The organism is Micromonospora sp. CPCC 205739, from assembly GCF_036906795.1.
Lineage (GTDB): Bacteria > Actinomycetota > Actinomycetes > Mycobacteriales > Micromonosporaceae > Micromonospora.
Map to the genome: position 1 here is coordinate 16,605 of NZ_JBAKHS010000026.1, position 16,601 is coordinate 33,205.

A 16,601-nucleotide genomic window follows, 5' to 3' on the forward strand; every position below is an offset into this window, starting at 1 on the left:
GCACGACGATGGAGGAAACTGCAATGTCCGGACTGCTCGCCGGTAAGCGGCTGCTGGTCACCGGCGTCATCACCGACGCCTCGATCGCCTTCTCGGTGGCGAAGCTCGCCCAGGAGAACGGCGCGCAGGTCGTGCTCACCGGCTACGGCCGGCTCTCCCTGGTCGAGCGGATCGCCAAGCGGCTCCCCGAGCCGGCCCCGGTCATCGAGCTGGACGTGACGAACCCGGAGCACCTGGCCGGCCTGGCCGACCGGGTACGCGAGCACGTCGACGGCCTGGACGGGGTGGTGCACTCGATCGGTTTCGCCCCGCAGAGCTGCCTCGGCGGCGGTTTCCTCGACGCCCCGTGGGAGGACGTGGCCACCGCGTTGCAGGTCTCCACGTACTCGTACAAGTCGCTGGCCATGGCGGCGCTGCCGCTGATGTCGGCCGGCGGCGCGGTGGTCGGGCTCACCTTCGACGCCACCAAGGCGTGGCCGGTCTACGACTGGATGGGCGTGGCCAAGGCCGGCCTGGAGTCCGCCTCCCGCTACCTCGCGCTGCACCTGGGCAAGCAGGGCATCCGCAGCAACCTGGTCGCCGCCGGCCCGCTGCGCACCATCGCGGCCAAGTCCATCCCCGGCTTCGACCAGTTCGAGGACGCCTGGACCGAGCGCGCCCCGCTCGGCTGGAGCCTCACCGACCAGGAGCCGGCCGCCCGGGCCTGCCTGGCGCTGCTGTCGGACTGGTTCCCGGCCACCACCGGCGAGATCGTCCACGTGGACGGCGGCTACCACGCGATCGGGGCCTGAGCCACCGGCGCAACCGGGTGCTCCCGGGGTGCTCGCCGGGCCGTCACGGCCGTCGGGGGAGAATGGGACCATGGCGTACGACGCGTTGGTGCTGGTCTCCTTCGGCGGCCCGGAGCGGCCCGAGGACGTGCTGCCCTTCCTGCAGAACGTGACCCGGGGCCGGGGTGTCCCGCCCGAGCGGCTGGCGGAGGTCGCCGAGCACTACCTGCACTTCGGCGGGGTCTCCCCGATCAACCAGCAGTGCCGCGAACTGCTCGCCGCCATCCGGGAGGACTTCGCCGCCAACGGCGTCGACCTGCCGGTCTACTGGGGCAACCGCAACTGGGACCCGATGCTCGCCGACACCGTGGCGCAGATGCGCGACGACGGGGTCAAGCGGGCGCTGGCCTTCGTGACCAGCGCCTACGGCGGCTACTCCTCCTGTCGGCAGTACCAGGAGGACATCGCCGCGGCCCGGGCCGCCGTCGGCGCCGACGCCCCGGTGATCGAGAAGCTGCGCCAGTTCTGGGACCACCCCGGCTTCATCGAGCCGCACGTCGACGCGGTGCGGGCCGCCCTGGCCCAGCTCGACCCGGCGAAGCGGGCCACCACCCGGGTGGTGTTCACCGCGCACTCCATCCCCACCTCGGCGGCGGCCACCGCCGGCCCCACCGGCGGCCGGTACACCGCCCAGCTGGCGGAGGTCGCCCGGCTGGTGCACGCCGCCGCCGCGCCCGACCTGCCGTACGACCTGGTGTGGCAGAGCCGGTCCGGCCCGCCGCAGGTGCCGTGGCTGGAGCCGGACATCAACGACCACCTGACCGCGCTCGCCGAATCCGGGGTGACCGGCGTGGTGGTCAGCCCGATCGGCTTCGTCTCCGACCACCTGGAGGTGGTCTGGGACCTGGACACCGAGGCGCTGGAGACGGCCAAGCAGCTCGGCCTGGACTTCGTCCGGGCGGGCACCCCGGGCACCGACCCGCGCTTCGTGGCGATGGTCCGCGAACTGGTGGCCGAGCGCACCACGCCCGACGGGGAGCGGCTGCGCCGCCGCCTCGGCGAGCTGCCGATGTGGGACACCTGTCCCACGCCGTGCTGCGTGCCGGCCGCACGCCGTCGGTGAGACCCACCGATCCCGACACCCCCTGGGAAGAGACGATGCAGGACCGCAAGCCGGTGCAGAGCTGGCTGACCGACATGGACGGCGTGCTGGTGCACGAGGGCCAGCCGGTGCCGGGCGCGCCGGAGTTCATCAACCGGCTGCGCTCCTCGGGCAAGCCCTTCCTGGTGCTGACCAACAACTCGATATACACCCCGCGCGACCTCCAGGCCCGGCTCACCCGGATGGGCTTCGAGGTGCCCGAGCACGCGATCTGGACGGCGGCGCTGGCCACCGCCCAGTTCCTCGCCGACCAGCGGCCGGGCGGCACCGCGTACGCGATCGGGGAGGCCGGGCTGACCACGGCGCTGCACGCGGTCGGCTACGTGCTGACCGACTTCGCGCCGGACTACGTGGTGCTGGGGGAGACCCGCACCTACAGCTTCGAGGCGATCACGAAGGCGGTCCGGCTGATCAACGACGGGGCGCGGTTCATCTGCACCAACCCGGACGTCACCGGCCCGTCGGTGGAGGGCGCGCTGCCGGCCGCCGGCTCGGTCGCGGCGATGATCTCCAAGGCGACCGGGGTGGAGCCGTACTTCGTCGGCAAGCCCAACCCGATGATGATGCGCTCGGCGCTGAACACCATCAACGCGCACTCGGAGACCACCGCGATGATCGGCGACCGGATGGACACCGACATCCTCTGCGGCCTGGAGGCCGGGCTGGAGACCATCCTGGTGCTCACCGGGATCAGCACCCGGGTCGAGGCGGAGCGCTACCCGTACCGGCCGTCGCGGATCGTCAACTCGATCCTCGACCTCATCGACGAGATCTGACCCCAGGCGTCGCGCCGGCCGGGCGTCCGCCGCCCGGGCCGGCATTTCCCGGGTACGCCCTCAGGGACGCAGCGGAGCGTTGCAGGCGGCGACCAGCGCCTGCCGGCAGGCGGTGGTGAGCGGACGCAGCGCGGCGTCGCGCTGCTGGGCCTCGTAGTTGTTGATCGCCCCGCCCGGGGCGCTGTGCCCGGCCAGGGCGAGCACCCGGTCCAGCACGGCCGCCCGGGCGAAGAGCCGGCGGGCGCGCGGGTCGAAGCCGGGCGGCAGGTCGGTGGCGCCGTCCGGGCGGCGCAGCGCCGCGAGGGCGCCGGCCAGCTCGGGCCGCCACTGGGCCACGTCGAGCCGGGTCAGCGCGGCGGTCGTCTCGGCCAGCGCGGCGGCCAGCTCCGCCTCGGCCTCCGCCGCGCCGGGCGCCGACAGCGACGCCTTCGGCGCGTCGGCCGGCAGCGGATACACCCGCCAGAGCACCGTCTCCCAGGTCATCCCCGACCCGGACGTGTGCGTGCGTACCTCGGGGATCAGACCCAGCGGGCCGGCCACCACCGCCTCGCCGGCGAGCAGTGCCGCGCCGGCGAAGTCGCCGGGGCCGGGCAGGCCGCGCGGGTCGCCGGGGGCGGGCAGCACCAACCGGATCTCGTCGGGCGAGAGCTTGGCCAGGCTGGGCAGCGCGTCCCGTAGCGGGACGTCGGTCCAGGTGCCGGGAGCGTCCGCGACCAGGTGCTCCTCGTCGCCGGCGATGGATTCGGCGACCTCGTCGTACGGCACCAGCCCGGCGCGCCAGGCGCGTACCCAGGCAACGAACCGGCTCGACCGGCGCGGGGCAAGGGTGGCCGCGCCCGCTGCGGGGGAGGACATGCCGAAAGGGTACGTGGTCCCCGCCTGCCCTGTCTCGACTGCCGCTCCGGCCGCGTCACCTGCCCCGAACTGCCCGCTTCGCCCCTGCCCGACCCGCTCTGCCGCCGCTCCGGCGGCCCCCTCGGCCGCTCCGGCGCGCCGACCTCCCGGCACCGGCCTCACCCGACTCGCATTCCGCCGCCTCGGGCCTCGGCGGGTTGCCGCGCCGCACTCCCGCCCCATGATCGGGTCGCATTCTCCGACCCGATCCCCGGCGTGTCGGATCGGAAACCGTGACCCGATCATGAGGAGCCCTGGTTAGGGGCGGCGGCGGGCGGCCAGGGGGTGTGGCGGCGCGTCGGCGGGCGGCGCGCCGGGGCGGCCGTTAGGTTGATCGACATGGCGCGGCGATACGGCGAGGACGTGCTGGCGGGGGACTGGCGGCGGCGGAAGGTGACCCCGGAGGTCGACGCCGAACCGGACCTGGTGGTCGAGGACGCCGACTCCGGCTTCTGCGGCGCGGTGGTCGGGTTCGAGTCCGGCGCGGTGGTGCTGGAGGACCGGCACGGCCGGCGGCGCAACTTCCCGCTGCTGCCGGCGGCGTTCCTGCTCGACGGCCGACCGGTGACGCTGCGCCGACCGACCCGGGCGCCGGTGCCGGCGGCCCGCCGGCGCACCGCGTCCGGTTCGATCGCGGTGGAGAACGTCCGGGCGCAGGTGGCCAAGGCCAGCCGGATCTGGGTGGAGGGCGTGCACGACGCCGCCCTGGTGGAGCGGATCTGGGGTGACGACCTGCGGATCGAGGGCGTGGTGGTCGAGCCCCTGGACGGCATCGACGCCCTGGATGCCGAGGTGCGCGCCTTCGCGCCGGGCCCGACCCGGCGACTCGGGGTGCTGGCCGACCACCTGGTGCCGGGCTCCAAGGAGAGCCGCATCGTGGCCAGGGTGACCTCGCCGCACGTGCTGGTCACCGGCCACCCGTACGTCGACGTCTGGCAGGCCGTGAAGCCCGCCGCGCTGGGCATCCCGGCGTGGCCGGTGGTACCGCCGGGACGGCCCTGGAAGGAGGGTGTCTGCGCGGCGCTCGGGGTGGCCGAGCCGGCGGACATGTGGCGGCACATCCTGTCCCGGGTCGACAGCTTCGCCGACGTGGAGACCCCGCTGATCAACGCGATGGAACGCCTGATCGACTTCGTCACCGAGCCCGGCTGACGCCTCGCCGGGCCGGCGACGACGGAGCGGACTCAGGGCTCCTGGTCGGGGGTGCGGGTGAAGACGAACGTGGCCAGGTCGAGGGCGACCGCCCGGCCGGCGTCGTCGCGGACGACGGTGAGGATCTCGCCGTCCTGCGCGCCGCTGCGGCCCCGCCAGCGGTCCCGGCCCTCGGGGGTGAACCGGAGCACCGGCTCGCCGACCCGGCCGGCCCGCAGCTCGCCCGCGGCGTCGACGCGGAACTCGAACTCGACGCCCATCCACCACCATCGGCCGGTCAGCTCGGCGACCTCCTCGGCGGGCGGTGCGGCGGCCGGCCGCCACGGCGTCACCGGCTCCGGCTCGGTGTCCAGCACCAGAGTGAGCAACCGCCGGGCGAGCCCGCCCAGGTGGGCCGAGCGCAGCCCGTACGAGTTGGCGTAGCCGACCACGGCGGTACGGCTCGGGCGGTGCACGGCCAGCGCGGCGACGTACCCGGGCATCGAGCCGCCGTGACCCACGTAGACCCGGTCGCCGACCCGGTAGAGCTCCACCCCGAGGCCGTGCCCGCCGGTCCATGAGTCCAGGTCGCTGATCACCACGGGCGCGCACATCTCGGTCAGCGTCTCCGGCGCCAGCACGGCCGGCGTCGGGTCGGCGAGGAACGCCGCCCAGCGGGCCAGGTCCGCCACGGTGGACCAGAGCTGCCCGGCGGGCGCCATCGCCCCGGTGTCGGTACGCGGTTCCTCCCGCAGCGTGTCGTGCCAGGGGTGCACCACGTAGCCGCGGGCGTACGGCTCGCTGGCGTCGTAGGTGGTGCGGTCCATGCCGAGCGGCGTCAGGATCCGTTCCCGCATCAGCTCCGCCCACGGCGTGCCGGTGATCCGTTCCAGCACCCCGCCGAGCAGCCCGTACGCCAGGTTGGAGTAGTGGTACGCCCGGTGCGGCGGGTACGCGATCTTCTCGGGGGTGAGCCCGGCGACCAGCGCGGCCAGGTCGCCGCCCTCGCTCCGCTCCCACCACCGCCCGTCCGGTTCCCGTTGCAGCCCGCCGGCGTGCCCGAGGAGCTGGCGCAGGGTGAGCGCGCCGACCGGCGTGCCGGGCAGGTGCCGCTCCAGCGGGTCGTCCAGGGCGAGCCGGCCGGCGTCGCGTTCCTGCATGACCAGCGTCGCCGTCATGGTCTTGCTGATCGAGCCGAGCCGGTACTGCAGGTCGGCGTCGGGGCGCGGGTGGTCCCCGGCGGCGGCGAGGTGGGCGAGCGCCCCGTCGCGGACGACACCCAGCGCCAGCGACGGCGCGCGGCCGGTGGACTGTGCCTGCGCGACCAGCGCATCGGCCCGGCGGACGGTCTCGGGCAGCAGGGGCACGGGGTTCTCCTCGGTCAGTTCCGGCCTTCCCCGCGAGCTTACTGATCATGGGGGTCGGCGCGGCGTGCGTCGGCGTGTCACGATTGATTGGTGGACGCCGTGGTGTGGGTCGTACTGGGTGTGCTGTTGGGCGTCGCCGAGATCTTCACGACGACGTTCTTTCTGATCATGTTCGCGGCCGGTGCCTTCGCCGCCGCCGGAGCCGCCGCGCTGGGCGCCCCGGTCCCGGTGCAGGCGCTGGTGTTCGCCGCTGTGTCGGTGCTCTCGGTGGCGTTGGTCCGGCCGGTCATCGCGCGGCACGCGCGCAGCGCGCTGGAGAGCGGCGAGCAGGCGTTCGGGGTGGAGGCGCTGGAGGGCGTCACCGCGCTGGTGCTGGAGCGGGTCGACGACGGGCGCGGGCTTGTCAAGATCGACGGTGAGCTGTGGAGCGCGCGGTCGTACGACGCGACGCAATCGTTCGAGCCCGGTGAGCGGGTTCAGGTGATCAAGGTCCGGGGCGCCACCGCCCTGGTGTGGCAGGACGACATTTCCTCCCCCGGCGAGTTGCCGGAAGCGAAAAGGTGAGCGGTATGGAGTTTGCAGCGGTCCTGTTGGTGGCCGTGGCCCTGATCGTCGTGGTGACGCTGGTCAAGGCGGTACGCATCGTGCCGCAGCAGCGTCAGGACGTGGTGGAGCGGCTCGGAAAGTACAAGCGCACCTTGAACCCGGGCCTGAACCTGCTGGTCCCGTTCATCGACGCGGTGCGTACCAAGGTCGACATGCGCGAGCAGGTGGTCAGCTTCCCGCCGCAGCCGGTGATCACCTCGGACAACCTGGTCGTGTCGATCGACACGGTCCTCTACTACAAGGTGGTCGACGCGGTCCGGGCCACCTACGAGATCGCCAACTTCATCCAGGCGATCGAGCAGCTCACCGTGACCACGCTGCGTAACGTGATCGGCTCGCTGGACCTGGAGCGGGCGCTGACCAGCCGCGAGGAGATCAACCGGCACCTCTCCGGTGTGCTGGACGAGACCACCGGACGCTGGGGCATCAAGGTCACCCGGGTGGAGATCAAGGCGATCGAGCCGCCGGCGAGCATCCGGGACTCGATGGAGAAGCAGATGCGCGCCGAGCGGGACCGCCGGGCGGCGATCCTGACCGCGGAGGGGCACAAGCAGTCGCAGATCCTCACCGCCGAGGGTGAGAAGCAGTCCGCGGTGCTGCGCGCCGACGGTGACCGGCAGGCCAGGATCCTCCAGGCCGAGGGTCAGGCCAAGGCGATCCGGACCGTCTTCGACGCCATCCACCAGGCCAACCCGAGCCAGAAGGTGCTGGCCTACCAGTACCTCCAGGCACTGCCGCAGATCGCCAACGGCACCGCCAACAAGGTCTGGATCGTCCCGGCCGAGCTGACCAAGGCCCTGGAAGGGATGGGCGGCGCGCTGGGCGGGCTGGCCGGAATGGTGGGTGACCTTCCCGCGCCGGAAGCGGCCGACCACGCGAGCCAGGTCGAGCGCGAGGCCGCGGAGGCGGCCCGGGCGGCGGCCTCCGCCGCCCAGGAGATCCACGACGAGGTACGCGTCGCCGAGGCGCAGGCCACCGGCGGCAAGGCCCCGCAGGGGCTGCCCGCGCCGGAACCGGTCTCCCCGGAGAGCCTGATCAACGACCCCGCGGACCAGCGCGCCCGCGGCTGATCCGCCGGCCGTCCCGAGCCGGACGGCAAATGCGAGAAACACTCATGCGGCGTCCCGGCGCCTGCCACGATCGGTCTGATGGACGGGTGGTGGCCAGGAGCCGGGGCGCCGAATGCGTCCCCACGCCGCCCGTCGGAGCGAGCGAGGTGACCATGGACCCGGCGAAGCGGCTCTTCTCCAGCACCCCCGTCCCCGGCGCGCACGATCCCACCGGCCCGCTGGGCACCCGCCGGACTGGCGGGGGATTCGGGGTGCTGCCCTTCGTCGGCGACCCGGGTCCGGCGGCGCCGGCCACCAACGCCAGCTGGGCCTTTTCCCTGCGGCGCCTCGCCCGCGCGGCGGTCTGGCTGCTGCCCGCGTACGCGGTGCTCTTCGGCGTGGTGGCGATGGCCAGCGACGGCGGGGTGGGCAACGACCCGTACCCGGCCGACGGCCGGCCGCTCTACCTGCTGGGCTGGGTCGCCGCGGTCTGGCTGGGCCTGCTCGCCCTGCTGGCGTTGACCGGGCTGCTCGCCGCCACCCGCGACCGTCGGGTGGCCGTCGCCGGGCTGCTGGTCAGCATCGCCGGCACCGTACTGATGCTGCCCTTCACCGGGCTGGCCGAGGCGACCCCGGTCTTCGGCACCACCGCCCGGATGCTGGTCCTGGTCGGCGCGACCTTCTACAGCGTGGGCTGGCTGCTCACCGGCTGGTCGGTGGCCCGCTCCGGGACGTTCTCCATCGGCGACGGGGTGATGCTGATGATCGCCGCGCCGCTGCTCGGCCTCGGTGGCGCGCTGATCGGCTCGTTGCAGACCTTCGGCGCCATCTTCGTGCTGATCGCGGGGATCGGCATCGGCTACCGGTCCGGCCGGCTGATCCCGGCCGCGATCGCCCGCGACGCCGCCACCGCCAGCGTCGCCACCCCGACCGGCGGCCCTCAGGGCCCCCTCTCCGCCGCCTGACCGTCAGATCGAGACGAGCCGCCCTCTCCACGACGACCGACCCCAGGAGGGTCCGGAGGGGAGCGGCAGGCGGGAAAGGGACGGCAGGGCGGTGGGACGGAGAGATGGCTGCCAGCTCACCGTGAGTTAGCTGACAATCGCGTGCCGGGGTGGGCCGTCGCTCACCTCGGTGGCAATCCTGGACACCATGCCCCGACCCCGGTCGCCGCTGTCGCGGCTCTTCACCGTGCTGCTCGCCGGCCTGCTGGCCGGCCTCGTGCTCGCGGTCGCCGCGCTGCCGGGCAACCTGCTCGCCGGGGTCGCCGCCAAGGCGGCCCTCGGGGCGTATGACGAGCTGCCGGCGGCGCTGCGCACGCCGGCCACCCCGCAGCGTTCCTACCTCTACGCCAACGACGGCACGACGCTGCTCACCACGTTCTACGACGTCAACCGCACCGACGTGCCGCTGGCCGAGATCGCCCCGGTGATGCGGCAGGCCATCGTGGCCGCCGAGGACCGGCGCTTCTACTCGCACAGCGGGGCCGACCTGCGCGGCCTGGTGCGCGCCGTGGTCGCCAACCTCACCGGCGGTGCGGCGCAGGGCGGCTCGACGCTGACCATGCAGTACGTCCGCAACGTGCTCAAGACCGATCCCGGCCGCAGCGCCGAGCAGCGGCAGGCCGCCACCGAGCAGACCGTCGGGCGCAAGCTCCAGGAGATCCGGTACGCCACCGCGCTGGAGGACTCCCTCGGCAAGGACGAGATCCTCAACCGCTACCTGAACATCGCGTACTTCGGCTCCGGGGCGTACGGCATCGCGGCGGCCAGCCAGCGCTACTTCGGCAAGGCGCCGGCCGACCTGACCCTCGGCGAGGCCGCCCTGCTCGCCGGCCTGGTCCAGTCCCCGGACGAGTACAGCCCGATCGACGGGGACGCCGACGCGGCGCTGACCCGGCGCGGGTACGTGCTCGACGCGATGGTCGAGACCGGCGTGATCACCGAGGCTCGGGCCGCGCAGGCGCGGGCCGAGAAGCTGACGCTGAAGCCCACCGCCCAGCCCAACGGCTGTGCGGCGACCCGGACCGACGACGCCGGTTTCTTCTGCGACTACCTGCGCCGCTGGTGGCTGCAGCAGCCCGCGTTCGGCGCCACCGCCGAGGAGCGGGAGCAGGCGTTGCGCCGGGGCGGCTACCGGGTGGTCACCTCGCTCGACCCGGACGTGCAGGCCACCGCGGCCAGCCAGGCCCGCAAGGTGTACGCCGACGACGACGCGCGGGCGCTGCCGATCGCCGCGGTCGAGCCGGGCACCGGCCGGGTGCTGGCGATGGCGGTCAACCGGCAGTACGGCGTGGCCGAGAAGCAGACGGTCAACCCGCTGATCTCCGGCGGCGGCAGCGTCGAGGGCTACCAGGCGGGTTCGACCTTCAAGCTCTTCACCATGCTCGCCGCGCTGGAGGCCGGCAAGCCCCTGGCCACCGGCTTCGACGCCCCCAGCCGCCTGCCCACCCGGTACGCCGCCGAGGGGGAGGCCAGCTGCGACGGCAGGTGGTGCCCGGCCAACGCCAACCCGGAGCGGATGGACGGCTACCGGATGATGTGGGACGGCTTCGGCCGCTCCGTGAACACCTACTTCGTCTGGCTGGCCGAGCAGGTCGGCCAGGACAAGGTGGTGGAGATGGCCCAGCGCCTCGGCATCACCTTCCGGGCCGAGGCCGACGCCGCCTTCGCCGCCGACAACGCCGCCAACTGGGGAGCGTTCACGCTGGGCGTGGCCGCCACCACCCCGCTCGACCTGGCCAACGCGTACGCCACCGTGGCCGCCGAGGGGACGTACTGCGTCCCGACGCCGGTGGTGTCGGTGACCGCGCCGGACGGCACGAAGGTGCCGGTCGGCCAGCCCTCCTGCAAGCGCGTGCTGGAGGCCGACGTGGCCCGGGCCGCCACCGACGCCGCCCGCTGCCCGGTCGGTCAGCAGTCCGCGTACGGGCAGTGCAACGGCGGCACGGCCAGCGGGGTGGACCGGATCGTGGGCCGCCCGGTCGCCGGCAAGACCGGTAGCTCCGAGCAGAACGCCACCGAGACCTTCGTCGGGTTCACCCCGCAGGTGGCGGTCGCGGGCATCGCCGCCAACCCGGACGACCCGAGCGACGCGGTCGGCGCCGCCGTGCAGACGAAGGTGATCGACGCGGTCGCCCGGACCATCCGGGCCGCGGTCGACGGCCAGCCGGTCCGCGACTTCACCGCGCCCAGCCGCGAGCTGGCCGGCAACCCGCAGCGCCCCGAGCCGCCGCGGCCGTCGCCCCGCCCCACCGAACCGCAGCGCGAGCGGGAGATCCCCTCCGACATCCTGCGCTGGCTGGAGAACCGCCGCGGCTGACCCGTCGAGATCTTGGACAGTTGCCGTTCCGTTCGGACGGTAACTGTCCAAGATTCACCGCGCCGGGGTGACCAGCGGCCGGACCAGCCGGTCGAGGGCGGCGGCCACCGCCGTCGGGTCGGCCTCGCCGTCGAGCACCCGGAAGCCGGCGAACTCCGGCAGCGCCCGGTAGGCGGCGTCCAGCGCGGTCAGGTGGTCCAGCTCCTCGGTGTCGATGCCCCGCTCGTGCACCCGCCGCTGCGCCAGCGCCGGCGACACCGCCATGAAGCAGACCAGGTCGGGGCGGGGAAAGAGCGCGTACGCCGCCCGGGCCAGCCGTATACCGCGGTCGCCGCGGGCCCGCATGATCACGTACTGGCACCAGGTCCAGCGGTCCATCACGCCGACCCGCCCGGTCAGCCGGACCCCGGCGAGCGCCCGGGCCACGGCCAGCCAGCGCACCGCCGACTCCAGCGCCGGGTAGCAGCGCCGGCCGAACAGGTGCACGCCGTCGCGCCGGCCGAGCCGGCGGGCCAGCGCGTTCCACAGCGGCCGGCCGCCGGCGTTCTCGAAGTACGTGGCCGGGACACCGCGCTCGGAGAGCCGCCGGGCCAGCGCCCGGGCCTGCGTCGACTTGCCGGAGCCGTCGACCCCGAGCAGCGCGATGATCACGGGACGGGCCATGCCGCAGCACGCTAGCCGGTCCGGGCAAAAAATCTCGGCCGAGCTGTCGGGAACCGTCGTCCCGCTCCGACCCACCGGTGAGAGCGCCCCCGCGGGCGCCCCGAGCGTGAGGAGAGGTCATGCGCAAGGTCATTTACTGGGTCCACCAGTCCCTCGACGGCTTCATCGAGGGCCCGAACGGCGAGTTCGACTGGCCGTCGATGGGGCCGGAGCTGTCCGCGTACTCCCTGGAGCTGACCGACCGGGTCGGCGCCTTCGCCTACGGACGCAAGGTCTGGGAGATGATGTCCTGGTACTGGCCGCGCGCCGAGTCGATGTCGACGGATCCGCACGACCTGGCATTCGCCCCGATCTGGCGGCGGACCCCGAAGGTCGTCGTCTCCCGGACGCTGACCGGCGCCGAGTGGGACGCGCAGGTGGTCGGCGGCGACGACCTCGCCAAGGAGATGACCGCGCTCAAGGAACAGCCGGGCGGGGACCTGCTGCTCACCGGCGGCGCCGGCGCCGCCGCAGCGCTGACCGCCCTCGGCCTGATCGACGAGTACCAGGTGATCGTGCACCCGGTCGTGCTCGGCGGCGGCCGACCGGTCTTCCCCGGCGGCGCGGAGCGGTTCGACCTGCGGCTGGCCGGGTCGTGCGTCTTCGACGGCCGGAGCGTGCTGCTGCGCTACGAGCGTGCGGCGGGGTGAGGGTGGCCCGGATCGCCCCGCCGACCCGCCCCGGCCGCCGCGCGACGGGCACCCGGCAGAATCATCGCCGTGCCCGTCCACCAGATCACCGACCCCGACGACGACCGGATCGCCGACTACCGCGCGTTGACCGACGTCGAGCTGCGTACCCGCTGGGAGCCCCCGCACGGGCTCTTCATCGCCGAGGGGGAGCTGGTGCTGCGGCGGGCTCTGCGCGCCGGCTACCCCGCCCGGTCGTACCTGGTCGACGCCAAGCGCGCCGACCAGCTCGCCGACCTCGACACCGGTGACGCGCCGGTCTACGCCGCCACCCCGGACGTGCTCCAGCGGGCCACCGGGTTCCACGTGCACCGGGGCGTGCTCGCCTCGTTCCGCCGCAAGCCGCTGCCGACCGCCGCCGAGGTGCTGGCCACCGCCCGCCGGGTGGTGATCCTCGAAGACGTGAACAACCATACGAATCTGGGCGCGATCTTCCGGGCGGTGGCCGGGCTCGGGGTGGACGCGGTGCTGCTCTCCCCGACCTGCGCCGACCCGCTCTACCGGCGCAGCGTACGGGTGAGCATGGGCGAGGTCTTCGCCGTCCCGTACGCGAAGCTGGAGCCCTGGCCCGACGCGCTCGCCGAGGTCCGGGCGGCCGGGTTCACCGTGCTGGCGATGACCCCGGCCCCGGACGCGGTGCCCATCCAGCATCTCGACGCCACCCAGCGGGCCCGCGCCGCGTTGCTGCTCGGCGCGGAGGGCGCCGGGCTGACCCGGGCCGCGATGGACGCCAGCGACGCCCGGGTGGTCATCCCGATGCGCCGGGGCGTCGACTCGCTCAACGTGGCCGCGGCGACCGCGGTGGCCTGCTGGGAGCTGGGACGCGACGACCCGCTCTGACCGGCGGGGCGGCCTCTCGTCGGGCCGGGTCACGGACGGTAGCGTGTCGCCCGTGTTCCCTACCGTGCGTGAGGTGTTGGCGCTGGACCCGGTCCGCCACGGCGCGCCGCGCCTGGTCGCCGGGGACGCCGGTCTGGACGCGTCGGTGCGGTGGGTGCACGTGGCCGAGGTGCCGGACATCGCCACCCTGCTCGGCGGGGGCGAACTGGTGCTGACCACCGGCATCGGGCTGCCCGCCGACGACGCGGGTCTGCGCGCCTTCATCGGCGACCTGGCCGACGTGGGCGTCTCCGGGCTGGTGGTGGAGCTGGGCCGCCGGTACGTCAGCGGGGTGCCCCGGGTGATGGCCGCCGCCGCCGAGCGGCGTGGGCTGCCCCTGGTGGAGCTGCGCCGGGCGACGCCGTTCGTGCGGATCACCGAGGCCGTGCACGCGCTGATCGTGGACGCCCAGCTCACCGAGTTGCGGGCCACGGAGGAGATCCACCAGCGGTTCACCGAACTGTCGGTGGAGGGCGCCGGCCCGGCCGAGGTGGTGCGGCAGGCCGCCGAACTGGCCGGCTGCCCGGTGGTGCTGGAGAACCTGTCCCGGCAGGTCCTCGCCTACGACGCGGCGGGAGAGAGCGCGGAGCTGCTGCTGGACGCCTGGGAGCAGCACTCGCGGCGGATCCGTCCCGCCGGGCGGACCGCGTACGACTCCGACAGCGGGTGGTTGGTGACCACGGTCGGCGCGCGGGGGCAGGACTGGGGTCGGCTGCTGTTGCGCTGGCCCGGCGGGGGAGACCTGGCCGGTGGGGCCACGCTCGGTGGGCGTGCGGTGGGTACCCCGCCGACCCGGCTGACGATCCTGGTGGAGCGGGCCGCGTCCACGCTGGCGCTGGGCCGGCTCATCCGGCGCGACGCCGAAGGGCTGGAACGGCAGATCCACCGCACCCTGCTGACCGCCCTGCTCGACCACTCCCGCCCGGTGGACGAGGTGGCGCTGCGGGCGCGGGCGCTCGGCGTGACGTTGGAGCGCCGGCACCTGGTCGGGGTGGTGGTCCGGCACCGCCTCGACGACCCGGCCGCCGAGGGCGCGTCGGGGGAGAGCGGGCTGTCGGCGGAGGCCGCCCCGGAGGCCGGCCCGGCGCGGCTGCGGGATCTCGCCGAGGCGGTCGGGCAGGCGTTGCGGGAGGCGAAGCTGACCGGGCTGAGCAGCGCGGTCGACGACCAGGCGGTGGGCGCCCTGCTCGCCCTGCCGGACGCGGCCGGGGAGGAACGGGCGCTGAGCGCGTTCGCCACCGCCCTGCGCCGGATCCGGCTCGACACCGCCCCGGCCCGTGCCGCGGTGGCCGGTGCCGTGGGGCCGGACGCGGTGATCGTCGCCGCCGGGTCCGGGGTGGGCGGCCTGCGGGAGGCCCGGCGTTCGCTCATCGAGGCCCGGCAGATCGCCGACGCGGCCCGCCGCGACCGCCGCGACCTGCCCATCTTCCGGCTACCCCACGTCGGGCTCGCCGGACTGCTGCACCTGCTGCGCGACGAGCCCCGGGTGCAGACCTTCGTCGAGCGGGAACTCGGCGCGCTGCTCGCCCACGACGCCCAGCACCCCCGCGACCAGCTGCTCGGCACGCTGCGCGCGTACCTGGAACAGGGGCGCAACAAGTCGGCGGCGGCCGCGGCGGCGCACCTGTCCCGGCCGGCGTTCTACGAGCGGCTGGCCCGCATCGCCCGCATCCTCGACGTCGACCTCGACTCGGTGGAGGCCTGCCTCTCCCTGCACGTCGCCCTGCTCGCCCTCGATGCCATCCGCACCCCCTGACCCTCGCACGCGCCCGCCCGGGCATTGACGCTGTTGATCATGAAGTTGGCGGCGGGATTCGCCCGTTCCGTCCCCGCCAACTTCATGATCAACCAGGCTGGTGCCGGGGGGGTCAGGTGAGGGCGGTGAGGGTTTTGGCGTAGGGGGCGGGGACGAAGTTCGGGCCGCCGGGGGTGAAGACGTCGGAGGCTGCCGCGGCCGACCAGGCGGTTTCCGGGACCGCGTCGACCAGGGCCCGGACGACCGGGGCCTCGCGCCACTGCTCCTGCTCGGCGAGCAGGCTCAGCGCCACCACCGACTCCTCCACCTCGCCGACGCACTCGAACGGCTTGTGCCCGTCCACGCCGAGCAGCTCCCGGTAGCCAGGGATCTGGCTCTCGTCGGCCAGCAGGTCGTCGCCGAAGATGCGCACCACCCGCTCGCGCGGCATGAACGGCGCCATGGCCAGGAAGACGAACCGGCACTTCGGGCAGTCGCGGCACCAGCGCTCGCTCGCGTCGCGCAGCTTGAACGCGGCGTTGCAGCTGGTCACCACCGCGTCGTACCGGTCGATCCCGGCGAAGAGCCGGGCGATGTGCAGCTCCGACAGCGAGCGCAGCAGCGAGAAGTACGGCTCGGTGAGACCGGCGTGCTCGGCCAGCGCCGCCCGCAGCAGCCCCTCCGCCTCGACGCCCTTGGACCACTGGTGGTTGATCTCGTGACCGTTCCAGATCAGGTTCGGGTCGGACGCGGAACGCTCGTTGGACATCACCACCGGCCCGAGCCCGTGCAGCACGGCGGTGGCGACCGCGATCAGCGAGTTGATCGCGGTGACCGGGATGTGGCCGTTGAGCGCGCCGGCCGCGTTGAGGTCGAACAGCACCGGGTCGATCCGCCGGCGGGCCGCCAGCGGGGCGAGACCGGACGCCTCGTTCACCGAGACGATCACGTGGTTCGGGTTGACCGAGAACGGCACCGGGTCGAAGCCGGCCTTGCGCAGCGCCTCCAGGCTGACGATGGAGTCCTTGCCGCCGCCGACCGCCGAGAGCGGACGCCGGTCGGAGTCGTCGTACTCGCGGGCCGGGGAGACGGTGCCGGAGGGCACCTCGGGGCGCAGATCGAGCACGTGCGGCAGCTGGTTGCGGTAGGCGTACTCGGCCAGGCCCTTGGTGTAGACGGCGGTGACCAGCTCGGCGGCGGCCGGGCCCAGCGGCGCCGGCAGCACCAGCCGGCGCGGCGCGGCGGCCTTGTAGTAGCTGACGCCGGCGACCACGTGCAGCAACTCCAGGACCCGGCCCAGGGCGGCCACGGTGTCGTCCGACGGTGGGTCGGCGGGCAGCGGCAGCGTGATCACCTCGGTGAACCGCTGCTCACCGTCGGGGCCGGTCAGCTTGTAGTCGAACAACGCCTCACCGGTGGCGAGGTCGATCGAGTAGGACGGGAAAGTGAAGGCGTCCATCCGCCGGAGCTGCTCGTTGGGCACACGCCATACTAGGCCCTGGTTCGTCCGGCCGTGTCCG

The 16,601-nt window shown here is 74.0% G+C and carries 15 protein-coding genes; 11 read left to right on the forward strand and 4 right to left on the reverse strand.

The window, feature by feature from the left end:
• Positions 1–23: 23 nt before the first annotated feature.
• The 3 genes from fabI (at position 24) to V6U88_RS26725 (ending at position 2,708) form a co-directional block, all read left to right on the forward strand.
• A complete protein-coding gene (gene fabI / locus V6U88_RS26715; protein ID WP_334457144.1) occupies positions 24–791 on the forward strand; it encodes an enoyl-ACP reductase FabI in 768 nt (255 codons plus the stop codon).
• Between the two features lie 70 nt (positions 792–861).
• Positions 862–1,893, forward strand: coding sequence for a ferrochelatase (locus tag V6U88_RS26720; RefSeq protein WP_334457145.1), 1,032 nt, complete (start codon positions 862–864; stop codon positions 1,891–1,893).
• Positions 1,842–2,708, forward strand: coding sequence for an HAD-IIA family hydrolase (locus tag V6U88_RS26725; RefSeq protein WP_442934703.1), 867 nt, complete (start codon positions 1,842–1,844; stop codon positions 2,706–2,708). The genes V6U88_RS26720 and V6U88_RS26725 overlap by 52 nt, the downstream gene beginning before the upstream one ends.
• A gap of 60 nt (positions 2,709–2,768) precedes the next feature.
• On the opposite strand, the gene V6U88_RS26730 is transcribed toward V6U88_RS26725, so the two are convergent.
• Positions 2,769–3,563: a hypothetical protein gene (locus tag V6U88_RS26730; RefSeq protein WP_334457149.1), complete on the reverse strand. Its 795-nt coding sequence runs from the start codon at positions 3,561–3,563 to the stop codon at positions 2,769–2,771.
• Positions 3,564–3,941: 378 nt separating this feature from the next.
• Here V6U88_RS26730 and V6U88_RS26735 point away from each other — a divergent pair, with 378 nt between their 5' ends.
• Entirely contained in the window at positions 3,942–4,754 is an 813-nt protein-coding gene (locus V6U88_RS26735) for a DUF3097 domain-containing protein (RefSeq protein ID WP_334457150.1), read from the forward strand.
• Positions 4,755–4,786: 32 nt separating this feature from the next.
• Here V6U88_RS26735 and V6U88_RS26740 read toward each other — a convergent pair whose 3' ends face one another.
• Entirely contained in the window at positions 4,787–6,100 is a 1,314-nt protein-coding gene (locus V6U88_RS26740; RefSeq protein ID WP_334457151.1) for a serine hydrolase domain-containing protein, read from the reverse strand.
• 90 nt (positions 6,101–6,190) lie between these two features.
• Between V6U88_RS26740 and V6U88_RS26745 the strand changes: the two genes are divergently transcribed.
• The 4 genes from V6U88_RS26745 to V6U88_RS26760 all read left to right on the forward strand — a co-directional run bounded on the left by V6U88_RS26745 (position 6,191) and on the right by V6U88_RS26760 (position 11,076).
• The gene (locus tag V6U88_RS26745) at positions 6,191–6,664 is read left to right on the forward strand and encodes an NfeD family protein (protein WP_334457152.1); all 474 of its coding nucleotides are present in this window, start codon (positions 6,191–6,193) and stop codon (positions 6,662–6,664) included.
• Positions 6,665–6,669: 5 nt separating this feature from the next.
• Complete coding sequence (locus V6U88_RS26750) at positions 6,670–7,776, forward strand: SPFH domain-containing protein (RefSeq protein ID WP_334457153.1); 1,107 nt, start codon at positions 6,670–6,672, stop codon at positions 7,774–7,776.
• Positions 7,777–7,928: 152 nt separating this feature from the next.
• On the forward strand, positions 7,929–8,720 hold the full coding sequence (locus tag V6U88_RS26755) for a hypothetical protein (RefSeq protein ID WP_334457195.1): 792 nt from the start codon (positions 7,929–7,931) through the stop codon (positions 8,718–8,720).
• A gap of 187 nt (positions 8,721–8,907) precedes the next feature.
• Positions 8,908–11,076 (forward strand): transglycosylase domain-containing protein, encoded by a 2,169-nt coding sequence (locus V6U88_RS26760; protein WP_334457154.1) that lies wholly within the window; start codon positions 8,908–8,910, stop codon positions 11,074–11,076.
• A gap of 54 nt (positions 11,077–11,130) precedes the next feature.
• Here V6U88_RS26760 and V6U88_RS26765 read toward each other — a convergent pair whose 3' ends face one another.
• Positions 11,131–11,739: a dTMP kinase gene (locus tag V6U88_RS26765; RefSeq protein ID WP_334457155.1), complete on the reverse strand. Its 609-nt coding sequence runs from the start codon at positions 11,737–11,739 to the stop codon at positions 11,131–11,133.
• 119 nt (positions 11,740–11,858) lie between these two features.
• On the opposite strand from V6U88_RS26765, the gene V6U88_RS26770 reads away from it, so the two are divergent.
• The 3 genes from V6U88_RS26770 (at position 11,859) to V6U88_RS26780 (ending at position 15,102) form a co-directional block, all read left to right on the forward strand.
• Positions 11,859–12,428, forward strand: coding sequence for a dihydrofolate reductase family protein (locus V6U88_RS26770; RefSeq protein ID WP_334457156.1), 570 nt, complete (start codon positions 11,859–11,861; stop codon positions 12,426–12,428).
• A gap of 69 nt (positions 12,429–12,497) precedes the next feature.
• Positions 12,498–13,307 carry a TrmH family RNA methyltransferase gene (locus V6U88_RS26775; RefSeq protein ID WP_334457158.1) on the forward strand — a complete coding sequence of 270 codons (810 nt, stop codon included), beginning with the start codon at positions 12,498–12,500 and terminating at the stop codon, positions 13,305–13,307.
• 52 nt (positions 13,308–13,359) lie between these two features.
• A complete protein-coding gene (locus tag V6U88_RS26780) occupies positions 13,360–15,102 on the forward strand; it encodes a PucR family transcriptional regulator (protein ID WP_442934704.1) in 1,743 nt (580 codons plus the stop codon).
• 112 nt (positions 15,103–15,214) lie between these two features.
• On the opposite strand, the gene V6U88_RS26785 is transcribed toward V6U88_RS26780, so the two are convergent.
• Positions 15,215–16,564 carry a hypothetical protein gene (locus V6U88_RS26785; RefSeq protein ID WP_334457160.1) on the reverse strand — a complete coding sequence of 450 codons (1,350 nt, stop codon included), beginning with the start codon at positions 16,562–16,564 and terminating at the stop codon, positions 15,215–15,217.
• Between the last annotated feature and the right edge of the window lie 37 nt (positions 16,565–16,601).

What these genes read in the sequence shown, in the direction of transcription:
- fabI (WP_334457144.1), top strand. Translation starts at nt 24, where the DNA reads ATGTCCGGACTGCTCGCCGGTAAGCGGCTGCTGGTCACCGGCGTCATC.
- V6U88_RS26720 (WP_334457145.1), top strand. Translation starts at nt 862, where the DNA reads ATGGCGTACGACGCGTTGGTGCTGGTCTCCTTCGGCGGCCCGGAGCGG.
- V6U88_RS26730 (WP_334457149.1), bottom strand. Translation starts at nt 3,563, where the DNA reads ATGTCCTCCCCCGCAGCGGGCGCGGCCACCCTTGCCCCGCGCCGGTCG.
- V6U88_RS26735 (WP_334457150.1), top strand. Translation starts at nt 3,942, where the DNA reads ATGGCGCGGCGATACGGCGAGGACGTGCTGGCGGGGGACTGGCGGCGG.
- V6U88_RS26750 (WP_334457153.1), top strand. Translation starts at nt 6,670, where the DNA reads ATGGAGTTTGCAGCGGTCCTGTTGGTGGCCGTGGCCCTGATCGTCGTG.
- V6U88_RS26755 (WP_334457195.1), top strand. Translation starts at nt 7,929, where the DNA reads ATGGACCCGGCGAAGCGGCTCTTCTCCAGCACCCCCGTCCCCGGCGCG.
- V6U88_RS26760 (WP_334457154.1), top strand. Translation starts at nt 8,908, where the DNA reads ATGCCCCGACCCCGGTCGCCGCTGTCGCGGCTCTTCACCGTGCTGCTC.
- V6U88_RS26765 (WP_334457155.1), bottom strand. Translation starts at nt 11,739, where the DNA reads ATGGCCCGTCCCGTGATCATCGCGCTGCTCGGGGTCGACGGCTCCGGC.
- V6U88_RS26770 (WP_334457156.1), top strand. Translation starts at nt 11,859, where the DNA reads ATGCGCAAGGTCATTTACTGGGTCCACCAGTCCCTCGACGGCTTCATC.